Here is a 14,668-nt window from a genome sequence, read left to right as displayed (position 1 = left end):
GGCTCTTCGAAGGTGCATGCGGTTATGAGGCGGACGCTTTGTCGGGGAGCCGCCGGGACAATTCCTCGGCGAACCTCTTCCAGCTCCCGGAGCACTGGAGGGCCAGTTCCGCCACGGTGGCGGAGCAGTGGGCCGGGACGGCGTCCGTGTGCTGGCGCCATGAGTCGTCCACGACGAAGTGGGTGTGGAGCCAGCGCAGCAGGTGGCGGCCCGACTCCGTGTGGCGCAGCGACGGGTCGCGGGCGAGTTTGCGCAGCGTCTCCATGGAGAGGCGGGCCCGGCCGGCCAGGACCGGGAAGTCGCCCGCGGGCGCGGCCTGCTCGCGCGGGCCGCGGAGCGTGTTCCCCGTGGGGGCCGCCGCGGTGTCCACGCCGGCGGGGGCCGTCCCGCGGCCCGGCGGCGGCGAGGCGTCCCCGCGCTGCCGTCTGCGGCCGGCGGGGACCGGCGACTCGCCCCGCAGCAGTCGTTGCCGCACGTCGTGCGCGGTGCCGAGGGAGAGTCCGGTCTCCCTGACGATGGCCCGCAGCGGCAGGTCCGGGCGGCTGGTCATCAGCCGCGCGGCGTGCATCCGCTCGGCCGTGCGGTCCAGGGGATGGGACTTGCCGTCGGAACCGATACGTGTGTTCGACCGGGGAGAATCCCCGGTTGAACGCCGCGCGGCGGCCACGGTCTTGGCGTCCAGGCCGACGCAGGCGGCGATGGCGCGGTCCGACAGGTCCGGGTGCGTGCTGAAGATGCGCCGGGCCGCCGCCTTGCGGTCCGCGATCGACAGCGGCAGCCCGTGGGAGACGTTGGCCGCGACCGCCCGCAGAAAGGCGTCCTTCTCGGCCCCGTCGAAGTACTGCACTTCGACGTGCTCAAGCCCCTTCAAGGTCGCCGCCGCTATCCGGTGCATTCCGTCTATTACCCGCATCGTCGCGCGGTGGACCAGGACGGGAGGCAGGGTCGCGTATATCTCGGCAAGTCGGTGCACATGAGTCTCGTCGACGCCGCTCAAGCGCGGTGAGTCAGCCGGCAGCAGCTCCTCGATCCGCACCCTGTGCGTGAAGTTGGACGGCAGTGCCAGGGTTCTGTCGGTGCTTTCCAACTTTCCCCCCAGAGTGTGAACGAACTGCCCTTTCGGCTTGTCGGACCGTTTCTCCGAAGGGAGCTGCGGCCGTGAACGGGAAACGCATCGGAAGAAGCATAGAGGTCGACCGTTTTTTTTTGTCCACACGGCCGGGGAGACGCTTCGACTCCGGCTAGTTGCTTCAAGGAACTCGGTGTTCTCCTGAACGGAGACCGATGGTTGTTTGAAAGGACTCAGCAGCTCTAGCTTCCTTCTCACGCCAGCAGGCAGTCCCCACTCACCCACCGGAGGTCGAGTTGCAGCGAGAAGGATCAGCCGTGCGGACGACGGACGCGGCGGACGACGTGTCGCTCACCCTCGAGGCCTACGCGGACACGATCGTCCCGGGAGAGAAGCGCTGGCCCGGGGACCGGGCCGTCGCCGGCGCCGCCACGGGCGGCGGGGCGGTCGCCGCCGGGGCGCTCGAGCTGCTGCGCTGGGACGCCACCGGCATCAGCGACGGCCTCGACGACCTGGCGCGGCGCGTCAACGAGCACGCCAGGTCCTACGCCCGGGAGGCGGGCCTGGAGCTCGACCCGGACGTGCCCCCCTTCGTGGCCCTGGAGTTCGAGCACCGGACGGAGCTGGTCGCGCGGCTGACCCGTCCCGGCCACCCCGAGAAGGAGTTCTGGGTGCTCCTGTCCCTCTTCTGCAACATGGCCTTCGACTCGGCCGCGCACCTGCACACCGCGGACGCGCTGCGGGACGGCCACCCGGGTCTCCGGGCCATGGGCATCACCCAGCCCGACGCGGACGGCCTGTGGCGCTTCGGCAGGTCCGGATACGGCCGCCGCCTCGCCCGACTGCACCCCACCACCACACCCTCAGGGAGCCCGGCATGAGCGAGACCATCGAGCGCACCGACGTCCTGGTGATCGGCAGCGGATTCGGCGGCGCGATCGCCGCCTACCACCTGGCCGCCGGCGGAGCCAAGGTGACCGTGCTGGAGCGCGGCCCCTGGCTGAAGAGCAACGAGTTCGAGCACGACTACAAGCTCGGCTCCTCCTACACGCGGATCTTCGACTTCGTCGTCGGCGACGGCATGAGCGTGCTGGGGGGCAACTGCGTCGGAGGCGGCAGCGTCGTGTACTTCGCGGCCATGCCCCGCGCGCCACGCTTCGTCTTCGACCGCAAGGGCAGCATCGGCCGCCGCATGTGGCCCAAGGCCATCAGCCGCGACACCCTCGACCCGTGGTACGACCGGATCGAGGAGTCCCTGTCGGTCAGCAAGCAGGGGTGGGAGGACGCCTCGTACGCCGGAGGGCTGTGGGCGGCGGCCTGCGACCGCGCCGGGCGCACCGCCAACCCGCTCGCCGCGGCGATCGACAACTCCAAGTGCGTCAGCTGCAACTTCATGATGGCCGGCTGCCGCTTCGAGGCGAAGCAGTCCCTCACGGCCAACTACCTCCCGGCCGCCCTCGCCCACGGCGCCGAGATCCGCCCCCTGCACGAGGTGCAGTACCTGACGCGGACGCCCGAGGGCGGCTACCGGGTCCACTACAACATCGTCCACGACGAGGACTACCGGCTGCAGAACGGGTCCGGCGTGATCGAGGCGAAGATCGTCGTGATGGCGGCCGGCGCCGCCGCGACCCCCGTCATCCTGCAGCGCAGCGAGGCGCACCTGGGCCGGATGCCGCACGCGGTCGGACGCTACTTCTCCGGCAACGGCGAGCGCCTCAACACCGCGATCCTCAACGAGGACAAGGTCGCCGAGCTGCTGGGGCTCTCCCGCGGCGAGGGGGAGCTGCCCTACGGCGCCAACGCGATCGGCAAGGGTCCGACCGTGGCCAGCTGGGACCGGCTCGACGGCTCGCTGCCCGAGTACTCCCGCTACTCCCTGGAGCAGCTGTACTTCCCGCCGGGCCTGGGGACCATCCTCGCCCAGGCGCCCGACGCCACCGGTCCCACCTGGTTCGGCCGGGAGAAGAAGGAGATCCTGAAGAACTGGAAGTCCTGGCTCACCATCTTCTCCATGACCGAGGACGACAACGAGGGCGTCTTCGGCCCGCCGCCCGCGACCGGCAACGCGCACCGCATCTCCCAGCAGATGCTCGGCCGCGGGAACCTGACGTACCGGCCGACGGAGAACACCTGGCGCGGCTGGCGGCAGTCCGACGCCGACGTGAAGGAGATCCTGGAGAAGGACGGCCTGGCCAAGGTGATGCCGTGGACCAACGACCTGGTCGGCGCCTACACCGTGCACCCGCTGGCCTCCTGCCGGATGGGCGACGACCCGCACACCTCCGCGCTCGACGACACCAACGAACTCCGCGGCCACCCCGGCATCTTCGTCACCGACGGCTCCGCCGTCCCCGGCGCGCTCACCGTCAACCCCGCGATGACCATCGCGGCGGTCGCCGAGCGCGCGGTCCCCGGCATCGTGGCGGCCGCCCGGCGCAGGGGCGTCGAGGTCACCTACGGCGCCCCGGCCCCCAACGGCCAGACGAGCGGCCGCAAGGGCGTCCTGCCCCTGCTGCCGGCGCTCGCCAACGCCTGACGGTCCGACGGGCGTCCGCGCACGCCCAGTGAGTTGCATCAAAAAACTTGGCAGCTCAAGTGAGTTGCATGAAGAGACCAACCAAGGACAAGGAGCCGACCGACCATGGACACCCTGAACGACGTGCTGAAGGCCCTGGCCGCCGACATCGACGAGGTCGAGGACATCCTGCGGGGCCTCGACGGCGAGGACTGGAGGAAGCCCACCCCCGCCCCCGGCTGGAACATCGCCGACCAGGTCGCCCATCTGACCTTCATCTTCCGGCTGGCCAAGACGGCCGCGGCCGACCCGGACACCTTCAGGGGCATCGCGGCCCAGGCCGCGCAGAACTTCGACGGGGCCGTCAACGCCGCCCTGCGGCAGTTCAACGGCCTCCCGCCCGCGGAACTCCTCGCCCGCTTCCGCGCCGAGGGCGACGCCTCGATCGAGGCCCTGGCCGCCGTACCGGAGGACGCGGTGGTGCCCTGGCTGGTCAACCCGCTGCCGCCGGCCGTCCTCGCCTCCGCCGGGATCATGGAGCTCTTCGGCCACGGACAGGACATCGCCGACACCCTCGGCGTGCGCCGGGAGCCCACCGAACGGCTGCGCCACCTGGCCCGGTTCGCCGTCCTGACCCGCGACTTCGGCTACCTGGCCCGCGGCCTGACACCGCCGGACGAGCCCTTCCGCTTCGAACTCACCTCGCCCGCCGGCGAACTGCTCGCCTTCGGCCCGGAGGACGCCGCCCAGCGGATCACCGGCCCCGTCCACGACTTCTGCCTCCTGGTGACCCGCCGCCGCCACCGCGACGACCTCGCCCTGACCGCCGTCGGCGAGGAGGCCGACCGCTGGCTGGACATCGCCCAGGCCTACCGGGGCCCCGCCGGGGAGGGCCGCACCCCCGGCCAGTTCGCAAACCGGTGCCACGAGTGACCGGCCCCCCGGGGCGCGGGGCCCCCCGCCGTCCGCCCGCACCCGCCGGAAACCCGCCCGGAGCCCGCCGGGGCCCCGCCAGAAGCCCACCACGAGCCACCACGAGCCCACCGCAAGCCCACCGGGAGAGGCCATGACCAGCACGCGCATCCGCAGCGCCGCAGTGATCGGCTGCGGGCCGGCCGGCACCTCCGTCGCCCTCGCCCTGACCGGAGCCGGGGTCCGCGTCCTCCTCGCGGACCCCGACCCCCGGGCGGTGGAGAGGGCCGCCGGGGCCGGCGCCGGCGTCCCGCTCACCCGGGGCGCCCCGCCCGCCGACGCCGTCGTCGTCGCCGCCCCGCCGTCCACGGCCGCGGAGGTGCTGTACACGGCCCAGCTCCTGGGACTGGGCCGTGCCTACACCACCGTGACCGACGGCGGGGAGGACGGCGGGAAGGACGCGGTCCTGGTCCGGGAGGAGGCCCTCCTGCGCGGCTGCGACCTGAACGGATACGTCCCCGGCCGCCTCCTGGCGCACGGGCAGGGGCGCGCCGCCGCGGGCGGCGGCCCGCTCGCCGGCCGGCCGTGGATCCTCAACCCCTGGCCCACCGTCCCGCCCGAGGCCGTGGCCGCCGTCCGCGAACTCGTCGTCCTGTGCGGCGCGATCCTCCTGGAACCGGACCCGGACGGGACGGGCGCCGCCGCCCCGGCGGTCCCGCAATCCAGGAGATGCCCTGCCGGGACCCCGGTGTGAAGCTGCCACCACATGCCCGGTGGGGCTCGACCGCAGAGGGAGGACCGCACATGAGCGCGGACGTGACGACGGTCACGAAGATGCTGGAGAGGATCTGGACGGAGACCCTCGGGGAACTCCCCGCCGACCTGAGGAACGCCACGTTCTTCGAGGCGGGGGGCGAGTCGATATCCGCCACCCGCATGGTGTCGCGCATCGAGGAGGAGCTCGGCGTGCAGATCGAGGTCGGCGACATCTTCGAGGAGGACCCCGACCTGGACTCCCTCCACCGCCTCGTCACCGCCCGGTCCGGCGTCTCCCGCGACGGCTGAGGACGACGACCACCGGCACGAGTCCCATGACGGAGCGGAGGAAGGTGAAGCGCGATGACGGGGCTGCAGCGGTTCGGGCCCGACGCGGATCTCGACGAGGTGGTGGAGATCCTCGAGCGGGACGGGGCGGTGATCGTCGAGGACCTCGCCGACGCCGGAACCCTCGAAGGGCTGTGGGAGGACCTGGGTCCGCACCTCGACGCCCGCGACTACAGCGGTGACTGGTACAACGGCACACGCACCCGGCGGGTCTCCTCGATCTTCGCCCGCACCGCCAGACTCACCCCGGTGGTGACCCACCCCCTGTATCTCGGCGCCGCGCGCCGGATCATGCAGAAGCCGGTCCACGTCTGGATCGGCCGGTCCCGCACCGAACTGGTGCCGACCATCCAGATCAGCGGCACGCAGGCCATCCAGATCCACAAGGGCCAGGGCAGACAGCCCCTGCACCGGGACGACGCGCTGCACCTGCGCCGCCACCCCGGCCCGACCAGCCGGGTGCAGCTGATGCTGGCCATGAGCGACTTCACCGCGGACAACGGCGGCACCATGGTCATCCCGGGCAGCCACCACTGGGACGACGAGCGGGCCCCGCACGTCGAGGAGGCCGTTCCCACCGAGATGCGGGCCGGCTCGGCCCTGATCTGGCTCGGCGGGGTCTACCACGGCGGCGGCAGCAACACCACCGACACCCCGCGCACCGGACTGACCATCGCCCTCGACCTGGGCAACCTCCGCCAGGAGGAGAACCAGTACCTCGCGGTGCCGAGGGAGGCCGTGCTCGCCTACCCCGAGGAGGTGCGGCGGCTGCTCGGCTACGACCGCTGCCCCCCGGGGCTGGGCTGGTACGAGATGGAGGACCCCTACACCGTCCTGGAGGACGGCGGCCCGGAGCCCGTCCGGACCGCCGCCGCCACCGCTCGGTAGTCCGCCGCGCGTGCCCGGGCGCCGCCACCCCCGCCGCCGGCGCCCGGGCACGCGTGCGCCGGAGGAACCCGCGCCCGCCGAACGATTCGCAGACACACGTCATCACGGGAGAAACCCATGCCGCAGCGCTGCCCCGTCGCCCACACACTCGACACCACGGGCCGGGACATCCACGCCGAAGCCGCCGCCCTGCGATCCCGCGGTGTCGCCGTCCGGGTGGAACTCCCCGGCGGGGTCCTCGCGTGGTCGATCAACGACTACGCCACCGTGCGCAAGGTGCTGAGCGACCCCAAGGTCACCAAGAGCGCCCGCAACCACTGGCCGGACTTCATCGAGGGACGGATACGCCCGGACTGGGAGATGATCAGCTGGGTCGCGATGGACAACATGGTCACCGCGTACGGCAAGGACCACGTCCGGCTCCGCCGGCTCGTCGGCAAGGCCTTCACCCCACGCCGCACCGAGACCTACCGGCCGCTCGTCGAACGGCTCACCAACGGGCTGCTGGCCTCCCTCGAGACCGTGGAGCCGGGCGAGGTGGTGGACCTGCGGAAACACTTCGCCTACCCGCTGCCCGCCATGCTCGTCGCCGAGCTGATCGGCATGTCCGAGGAGGCGCGCGTCGCGACGGCCGAGGTCATCGACATGATGGTGGACACCACCGTCACCCCCGAGCAGGCCCAGGCCGTGCTCCGCAACTGGCGCGGAGCCATGGAGCAGCTGGTGGCCGAGAAGCGGGCGAACCCCGGCGAGGACATCACCAGCGACCTGATCGCCGCCCGGGACGAGGACGGCTCGCGGCTGTCCGAGGCGGAGCTGTGCGACACCATCTTCGCGATCCTCGGCGCCGGATCCGAGACCACCATCAACTTCTTCGACAACGCCATCACCGCTCTGCTCACCCACCCCGAGCAGCTGGAGCTGGTCCTCTCCGGGCGCGCCTCGTGGGACGACGTGATCGACGAGACGCTCCGCGTGGAGTCCCCGCTCGCCCACCTGCCGCTGCGCTATGCGGTCGAGGACATCGAACTGGACGGCGTGACGATCCCCAAGGGCGACCCGATCCTCGTCAACTACAGCGCCGTCGGCCGCGACCCGAAGCTGCACGGGGAGACCGCCGACCGCTTCGACGTCACCCGGCAGGACAAGGAGCACCTGTCCTTCGGCCACGGCCCCCACTACTGCATGGGCGCCGGCATCGCCCGCCTGGTGGCGACGGTGGGCCTGTCCTCCCTGTTCGAGCGCTTCCCCGACCTCTCCCTGGCCGTTCCGGCGGACGAGCTCCAGCCGCTGCCGACCTTCATCATGAACGGCCACCGCGCCCTGCCGGTGCGGCTGACCGCCCCCGTGCCGGCCGCGGTCGGCTGACCGGCACGGCGAAGCGGCGCCCCCGGATCCCGTCGGGATCCGGGGGCGCCGCTTCGCCGTGCCGCGCGGTGGATCAGGCGCTGTCGCGCGGGCTGTTCTGGTAGGCGGCCAGGTACCACCGGCCGTCCTCCTGCTTGGCGGCCACCCAGGTGGCGCGCACGGCCCGCGCGTCGGAGACGGTGGACTCGCCCGGCCCCAGGACACCGCCCTGGGTGACGATGATGGCCGCGTCGGGGCGGAAGAACTTGAGCGTCAGCGGCGTGCCGACGACCCGGGTGCCCTTGTACGGCCCCTGGAACGCCGCGGCCATGAAGGACTCGATCTGCTCGCGGCCGTCACGGTAGACACCGGGCAGGACCATCGTGCCCTCCTCGGTGAAGACCCGCGCGAAGGCCGCCGCGTCGTGCTCCGCCCAGGCGGCGACGATGCGGGCGGGAAGCGCGGCGACGGCCTCCCTGTCGGCCTCGGAGACGGCGGCGTCGGCCGCGGCCGGCGGTGATACGGTCATGACGTTCCCTCTCTTCTTCCCGTCAACTGGTTCCCGGGGTCCTTCCGGGCGGGTCAGACGTAGAGCGTGTTGGGCGGCAGGCCGCACAGGACGCGCCCGTACAGCTCGGCGTTCGTGTTCGGGTGCATCAGCGCATGCAGGTTGACGGCCTGGACGTCCCGGGCGATGCGCTGGATCGCCACGCCGCTGTAGATCGAGGAGCCGCCGCTGGCCGAGGCGAGGACCTCCACGGCCTCCTTCGCCAGGCGGCAGACCGCGCCCATGTCGGCACGCGCGCGCACCCGCTCCTCGATGCTCCACTCCGAGGCCTGCTCGTTCCTGGCGTCGACGAGACCGGCCAGGCGGTGGGCGTGGAACTCGGCCTGATCGATCTTCAGGGCGGCCTCGGCCACCTGGTGGTGGGTCAGCGGGGCCTCGGCCTGGCTCCCGTAGTCCGTGTACGTGATCCTGCGCTGGGGCAGCCGCTCCATGAACGCCTCGAAGGCGGCGCGCGCCATGCCGAGCACCGCGCCGACCGAGGACGCGGCGGCGACCGGCAGCAGCGGGGCGCGGTACATCGCCGACCCGGCGTTCGCGCCCGACACACCGCCCTGCCCCTGCACGACGACGCCGAGCGGCAGGACCCGGTCGGCGGGGACGAAGACGTTCTCGGCGACGGTGCTGACGCTGCCGGTGCCCTTGAGCCCCGAGGTGTGCCAGTCGTCCACGATCCTGAGGTCCGAGAGCGGGACCAGGGCCATGACCGGCACGGGCTCGCCGTCCGGCGAGGTCCGGACGGCGACGACGACCTGCCAGTGGGCGTGCAGGGCGCCGCTGATGAAGCCCCACTTGCCGTTGACCACGACGCCGCCGTCGACGGGGGTGGCCGTCGCGCTCGGGCTCAGGGTGCCGCAGACGCGGACGTCGGGGGTGGAGAAGACCTCGTCCTGGACGTGGTCGGGGAACAGGCCGGCCATCCAGGTGGGGATCCAGTACACCGAGGCGGTCCAGCCCGTGGAGCCGTCGGCGCGGCCCAGCTCGGCGGCGACGTCGACCAGTGTGCGGGTGTCGCTCTCGTACCCGCCGAAGCGGGCCGGCGCCCGCATACGGAAGACCCCGGCGTCGGCCAGGGCCTCGATCGCGTCGCTGTGAATACGCCGGTTCTCCTCCGACCATGCCGCGTGCTTCCGCAGAATCGGCACCAGCTCGGAGGCCCGACGGACAATCTGTTCCCGAGTGGGAACGCCGGCCGTCGTCAGCACCATGTCCTCCTGGATAAGACGTCCCGTCCCGGAGGCCGGAAAATGGCCGTCCGTGATGTTCACGCAGAACGCTGACATTCCGTGACGGGGGGCGCATCTCCTGGATTGCGGAACGCGCCGCGGGGCCGGCTTTCCGATTTCGACGCCGCATCCTGGGAGAAGCCCTTTTCCGGACGCTCCTGCGACCATGAGAGCGCGGTATGCCGCTGAACGCGCCCGGTGGAAGAGGAAGAGGGAAGAAAACCGATGACGGAGCGTCAGGACGCCCCTGCCGGAACCGCCGGCCCCGCCGGTGAGCGGCGCAGGACCCGCCCCCTGACGGGCGACGAGTACGTGGAGAGCCTGCGGGACGGCCGGGAGGTGTACCTGTACGGCGAACGGGTCAAGGACGTCACCTCGCACCCCGCCTTCCGCAACCCCGTCCGCATGACGGCACGGCTGTACGACGCACTGCACGACCCAGAGCGGCGCGGTGTCCTCACCAGGCCGACGGACACGGGCGGCGACGGGTACACGCACAGCTTCTTCACCACCCCGCGCAGCGTCGAGGACCTGGTGGCCGACCAGCGGGCCATCGCGGAATGGGCGCGCATGAGCTACGGGTGGATGGGGCGCAGCCCCGACTACAAGGCGTCGTTCCTGGGGACCCTGGGCGCCAACGCCGACTACTACGCCCCCTACGGCGAGAACGCCCTCCGCTGGTACCGGGAGTCGCAGGAGAAGGTGCTCTTCTGGAACCACGCCATCGTCCACCCGCCCGTCGACCGGGACCGGTCCCCGGACGAGGTGGAGGACGTCTTCGTCCACGCGGAGAAGGAGACCGACGCGGGGCTGGTGGTCAGCGGCGCCAAGGTGGTGGCCACCGGCTCCGCCCTGTCCCACTACAACTTCATCGCCCACTTCGGCCTGCCGGTCAAGAAGCGCGAATTCGCCCTGATCGCCACCATTCCCATGGACGCGCCGGGAATGAAGCTGATCTGCCGCCCTTCCTACACCGCCACGGCGGCCACCATGGGCAGCCCCTTCGACTATCCGCTGTCGTCCCGGCTGGACGAGAACGACACCATTCTCGTCCTGGACAAAGTCCTCATTCCCTGGGAGAACGTCTTCGTCTACGGCCACCTGGGCAAGGTGCAGATGTTCCCCGGCCGCTCCGGATTCGTGGAGCGTTTCACCTTCCACGGCTGCACCCGCCTGGCGGTGAAGCTCGAATTCATCGCCGGGCTCCTGATCAAGGCGCTGGAGATCACCGGCACCAAGGACTTCCGGGGCGTGCAGACCAGGATCGGCGAGGTGCTGGCCTGGCGGAATCTCTTCTGGGGGCTCTCGGACGCCGCCGCGCGCAATCCCGTCGAATGGAAGAACGGGGCGCTGCTGCCCAATCCGCAGTACAGCATGGCCTACCGGTGGTTCATGCAGATCGGCTACCCCCGCGTCAAGGAGATCGTGCAGCAGGACGTCGCCAGCGGCCTGGTGTACGTCAACTCCAGCGCGGAGGACTTCAGGAATCCGGACGTGCGCCCGTACCTCGACAAGTTCCTGCGCGGATCGGGCGGGACGGAGGCGGTCGACCGCGTCAAGGTGATGAAGCTGCTCTGGGACGCGGTCGGCACCGAGTTCGGCGGCCGGCACGAGCTGTACGAGCGCAACTACGCCGGCAACCACGAGAACACGCGGGCGGAGCTGCTGCTCTCCCAGACCCTCTCGGGGCAGGTCGACGCCTACAAGGAGTTCGCCGAACGGTGCCTGTCCGAGTACGACCTGGACGGCTGGACCGTGCCCGACCTCTCCTCGTTCGACGGCCTGCGCTCCGCGGCCCGGGCCGCGCTGTCGGACGGCTGACCGCCGGCGCGCAGGACGCGCGGGTCCGCCCCCCTTCCGGGAGGGAAGGGGGGCGGACCCGCGCGTCCTGTCCCGGGGAGGGGCGGGTCAGGACAGGGACAGGGGTGCGTCGGGGGTCATCACGGTCCGGTCCAGCACGCCGGCGAACCCGGCGGCGAACTCCCGCATGGTCGCCTCGCGGAACAGGTTGGTGTTGTACCCCACGTGGCCGAGCATCTCGCCGGAGGCGGGGTCGATGTCCAGCTGGAACAGCACGCCGTCCGGGACGTCCGTGCTCACGGGCTGGGACAGCAGGCGGCGGCGGATCTCGGAGATCCTCACGTCGCCCGCCTCCATGCCGTCCAGGGCGGGGAACTGGAACACCTGGAACGCGACGACGCCCAGGTCGTCCGCGCCGAAGGAGGCCGCCAGCTCCGGCGCCTCGGCGGCGATCTGGCTGAACGGCAGGGGGTTGCCGTACGCCTTCAGGCAGGTCGCGCGGGTGCGCTCCACCACCTCGCGGAAGGTGGCCGCGCCGGCGATGTCCGTGCGCAGCGGGACGAAGTTGAAGAACGCGCCGACGGTGTTCTGGAACCTGGCGGGGCCGCGGCCCGAGGCCATCGTCGGCACGACGACGTCGGTGGCGCCGACCAGGCCGTTGAGGAAGACCTTGTACGCGGCGAGCAGCACCATGAAGGCCGAGCTGCGCGTCTCCCGGGCGAGCGCCAGGGCCGCCGAGGTCGGCTCCCGGCCCACCAGGAAGCGGTGCACCGCGGTCGTCTTCTCCAGCCCGGCGGACTTCGGGTGGTCCGTGGGGACGCCGGTGATCCTCGCCCCGGCCAGCCGCTCCCGCCAGTGGTCCCGCGCCCCGACCCGCGCGGTGGGGGCGTAGCGCTCCCGCTCCCAGACGGCGAAGTCCCGGAACTGGACCGCCTCGGGCAGCTCGGCGACCTCGTGCCCGCACCGCCTGGCGTACAGGACACCGAGGTCGCGGATGATCAGCTGCATGGAGACCTCGTCGGCCGCGGTGTGGTGGGCGACGAGGACGAGCACGGCGTCGTCCTCGTCGAACCGGCCCAGCACCGCGTGCAGCAGCGGCAGCCGGTCCACGCCGTAGTGCCCGCCCTCCAGCTCGATGAGCAGCTCCTCCGCGCGGCGGTCGCGCGCGGCGCGGTCCGGCTCGGGCATCTCCCGGACCGTCAGGGAGACGGGCGAGGGCGGGAGGATCTCCTGGCGCCGGTCGCCCGGGGTGCGCACGACGGTCGTGCGCAGGGCCTCGTGGCGCGCCACGACGTCGTCCAGCGCGTCCTGCAGGGCGGCCGGGTCGACCTTCCCGGCCAGTCTCCAGCCGCCGACGATGTTGTACAGCGGTCCGAAGGGGCCCTCCCCGTCCCCTTGGTCGAACAGGCACAGGAACTCTTGGTTGAAGGAGAGCGGAATACGCATGGGTCCGTCCCAGGTCTCGTCGGGGTCGGGCGCCGCCGGAACCCGGCGGCGCCGCGGCGGTGCGGCCCGCCGGGTTCCGGCGGGGCGGGGGCGGGGGTCAGACCAGCACGGCGCCGGCCCGGTCGGCGGCCTCCAGGAACTCGCCGCGCGCGAGCGCGGCGGCCACCAGCTCGATGTCGTCCGCCATGTAGCGGTCGCGGTCGAGCGTGGGCACCAGCGACCGGATCATGTCGTACGCGGCCCGGCCGGCCGGGCCGAGCCGGTCGCGGCGGCCGGACAGGTCGACCGCCTGGGCGGCGGCGAGGAACTCCACCGCGAGGATGCGGGTGTTGTTCGACAGCACGCGGCGGGCGTTGCGGGCCGCGATCAGGCCCATGCTGACCACGTCCTGGTTGTCGCCGTTGGAGGGGACGCTCTGGGTGCTGGCCGGGCCGATGGTGCGGTTCTCGGCGACCAGCGCGGTCGCCGGGTACTGGGCGCCGGCGAACCCGCTGTTGAGGCCGGGGTCGCCGGCGACGAGGAACTCCGGGAGGCCGTCGCTGAGGTGGCGGTTGAGCAGCCGGTTGGTGCGGCGCTCGGAGAACACCCCCAGCTGGGTGAGGGCGAGGGTGACGAAGTCCATGGCGAAGGCGATCGGCTGGCCGTGGAAGTTCGCGCCGTGGAACACCTCCTCGCCCTCGAAGAACAGCGGATTGTCGTTGGAGGAGTTCAGCTCGGTCTCCAGCTTCCGCACCGCGTGGTAGAGGGTGTCCCGCACGGCTCCGACCACCTGCGGGATGGCGCGCAGCGTGTACGCCTTCTGCAGGTACACCTCGGTGCGCGAGACGCTGTCGCCGGTGCGCTGGGCCTCCGCCTGGCGGCGCAGGTCGGAGTGCCGGAGGACCAGGCCGCTGCCGCGCAGCAGCGCCCGCATGTTGGCGGCGGTGTCGATCTGCCCCTGGTGCGGCCGGGCGATGTCGTGGCCCTCGGGCTGGAAGGGGCTCGTCGAGCCGCGCAGCGCCTCCAGGACCAGCGCGGTGATGATCTCGGCCTGCCGCACCTGGTCGAGGGCGCGGCCGACGACCAGGGAGCCCAGGCCCGTCATGGCCGAGGTGCCGTTGATGAGCGCGAGGCCCTCCTTGAAGCGGAGCTGCAGCGGCTCGATGCCCTTCTCGCGCAGCACCTGGCCCGTCGGGACCCGTTTGCCGTCGTGCAGGACGTAGCCCTCGCCGATCAGCGTGCTCGCGATGTGGGAGAGGGGCGCGAGGTCGCCGCTGGCGCCGAGCGACCCGATCTCCGGGATGGCCGGGGTGATGCCGAGGTTGAGGTAGAGGGCCAGGCGTTCGAGCAGCTCGGGCCGGACGGCCGAGTAGCCCTTGGAGAGCGCGTTCAGCCGGGCGGTGACGATGGCGCGGGCCTCGTCCTGGGCGAACAGCGGGCCGACCCCGGCGCTGTGGCTGCGCACCAGGTTGGTCTGGAGCTCCACCTCCCTGGACTTGTCGACCAGCATGTAGATCATCTCGCCGTAGCCGGTCGTGACGCCGTAGACGGGGGCGCCGTCGTGGACGATGTCCTCGAACTGCCGGCGGCTCCTCGCCGCCTTGGCCAGGACCTGCGGGGGCACGGACACCGGGGCCAGGTCCTCGGCGACCCGGCGCACGGCCGGGATGTCCAGGTGCTCGCCGTCGATGTCGACGCCCAGGCCCTCTGAGCCGGTCGGGACGTTGGTCTCCAGCATGGTCACGGCATTCACCCCATCGTGGGATCGGTAGGTATGTGGACAGAGGCAGCGGATCGTGGGTGCCGGTGAGGTG

The 14,668-nt window shown here is 71.9% G+C and carries 13 protein-coding genes; 8 read left to right on the top strand and 5 right to left on the bottom strand.

The features are described 5' to 3' along the window. Nucleotides 1-22: 22 nt before the first annotated feature. A complete protein-coding gene (locus ABD358_RS21305; protein ID WP_344632703.1) occupies nucleotides 23-1,087 on the bottom strand; it encodes a ParB/RepB/Spo0J family partition protein in 1,065 nt (354 codons plus the stop codon). Between the two features lie 299 nt (nucleotides 1,088-1,386). Between ABD358_RS21305 and ABD358_RS21300 the strand changes: the two genes are divergently transcribed. The 7 genes from ABD358_RS21300 (at nucleotide 1,387) to ABD358_RS21270 (ending at nucleotide 7,859) form a co-directional block, all read left to right on the top strand. Beyond that, nucleotides 1,387-1,950, top strand: a complete 564-nt coding sequence (locus tag ABD358_RS21300) for a DUF5987 family protein (RefSeq protein ID WP_344632702.1) — start codon at nucleotides 1,387-1,389, stop codon at nucleotides 1,948-1,950. Next, nucleotides 1,947-3,608 (top strand): FAD-dependent oxidoreductase, encoded by a 1,662-nt coding sequence (locus tag ABD358_RS21295; protein ID WP_344632701.1) that lies wholly within the window; start codon nucleotides 1,947-1,949, stop codon nucleotides 3,606-3,608. The genes ABD358_RS21300 and ABD358_RS21295 overlap by 4 nt, the downstream gene beginning before the upstream one ends. A gap of 105 nt (nucleotides 3,609-3,713) precedes the next feature. Then, the gene (locus ABD358_RS21290; RefSeq protein ID WP_344632700.1) at nucleotides 3,714-4,520 is read left to right on the top strand and encodes a TIGR03084 family metal-binding protein; all 807 of its coding nucleotides are present in this window, start codon (nucleotides 3,714-3,716) and stop codon (nucleotides 4,518-4,520) included. 133 nt (nucleotides 4,521-4,653) lie between these two features. Next, complete coding sequence (locus ABD358_RS21285) at nucleotides 4,654-5,253, top strand: prephenate dehydrogenase/arogenate dehydrogenase family protein (RefSeq protein ID WP_344632699.1); 600 nt, start codon at nucleotides 4,654-4,656, stop codon at nucleotides 5,251-5,253. Between the two features lie 50 nt (nucleotides 5,254-5,303). After that, nucleotides 5,304-5,564, top strand: a complete 261-nt coding sequence (locus tag ABD358_RS21280) for an acyl carrier protein (RefSeq protein WP_344632698.1) — start codon at nucleotides 5,304-5,306, stop codon at nucleotides 5,562-5,564. Between the two features lie 54 nt (nucleotides 5,565-5,618). Continuing rightward, on the top strand, nucleotides 5,619-6,491 hold the full coding sequence (locus tag ABD358_RS21275; protein WP_344632697.1) for a phytanoyl-CoA dioxygenase family protein: 873 nt from the start codon (nucleotides 5,619-5,621) through the stop codon (nucleotides 6,489-6,491). 117 nt (nucleotides 6,492-6,608) lie between these two features. Beyond that, nucleotides 6,609-7,859, top strand: a complete 1,251-nt coding sequence (locus tag ABD358_RS21270) for a cytochrome P450 family protein (RefSeq protein WP_344632696.1) — start codon at nucleotides 6,609-6,611, stop codon at nucleotides 7,857-7,859. 73 nt (nucleotides 7,860-7,932) lie between these two features. Here ABD358_RS21270 and ABD358_RS21265 read toward each other — a convergent pair whose 3' ends face one another. Together ABD358_RS21265 and ABD358_RS21260 are read right to left on the bottom strand one after the other, a co-directional pair. After that, nucleotides 7,933-8,367, bottom strand: coding sequence for an SgcJ/EcaC family oxidoreductase (locus ABD358_RS21265; protein ID WP_344632695.1), 435 nt, complete (start codon nucleotides 8,365-8,367; stop codon nucleotides 7,933-7,935). Nucleotides 8,368-8,420: 53 nt separating this feature from the next. Beyond that, nucleotides 8,421-9,605, bottom strand: coding sequence for an acyl-CoA dehydrogenase family protein (locus ABD358_RS21260; RefSeq protein ID WP_425576382.1), 1,185 nt, complete (start codon nucleotides 9,603-9,605; stop codon nucleotides 8,421-8,423). 249 nt (nucleotides 9,606-9,854) lie between these two features. Here ABD358_RS21260 and ABD358_RS21255 point away from each other — a divergent pair, with 249 nt between their 5' ends. Then, nucleotides 9,855-11,450: a 4-hydroxyphenylacetate 3-hydroxylase family protein gene (locus tag ABD358_RS21255; RefSeq protein WP_344632693.1), complete on the top strand. Its 1,596-nt coding sequence runs from the start codon at nucleotides 9,855-9,857 to the stop codon at nucleotides 11,448-11,450. A gap of 87 nt (nucleotides 11,451-11,537) precedes the next feature. On the opposite strand, the gene ABD358_RS21250 is transcribed toward ABD358_RS21255, so the two are convergent. Together ABD358_RS21250 and cmdF are read right to left on the bottom strand one after the other, a co-directional pair. Beyond that, complete coding sequence (locus ABD358_RS21250) at nucleotides 11,538-12,875, bottom strand: condensation domain-containing protein (RefSeq protein ID WP_344632692.1); 1,338 nt, start codon at nucleotides 12,873-12,875, stop codon at nucleotides 11,538-11,540. Nucleotides 12,876-12,972: 97 nt separating this feature from the next. Next, on the bottom strand, nucleotides 12,973-14,592 hold the full coding sequence (gene cmdF, locus ABD358_RS21245; protein WP_344632730.1) for a tyrosine 2,3-aminomutase: 1,620 nt from the start codon (nucleotides 14,590-14,592) through the stop codon (nucleotides 12,973-12,975). Nucleotides 14,593-14,668: the final 76 nt, after the last annotated feature.

Source organism: Streptomyces glaucosporus, from assembly GCF_039533345.1.
In the GTDB taxonomy this organism is placed as follows: Bacteria; Actinomycetota; Actinomycetes; order Streptomycetales; family Streptomycetaceae; genus Streptomyces; species Streptomyces glaucosporus.
Note: the sequence above shows the minus strand (reverse complement) of the source record. Positions and strands in the feature narration are given on the sequence as shown.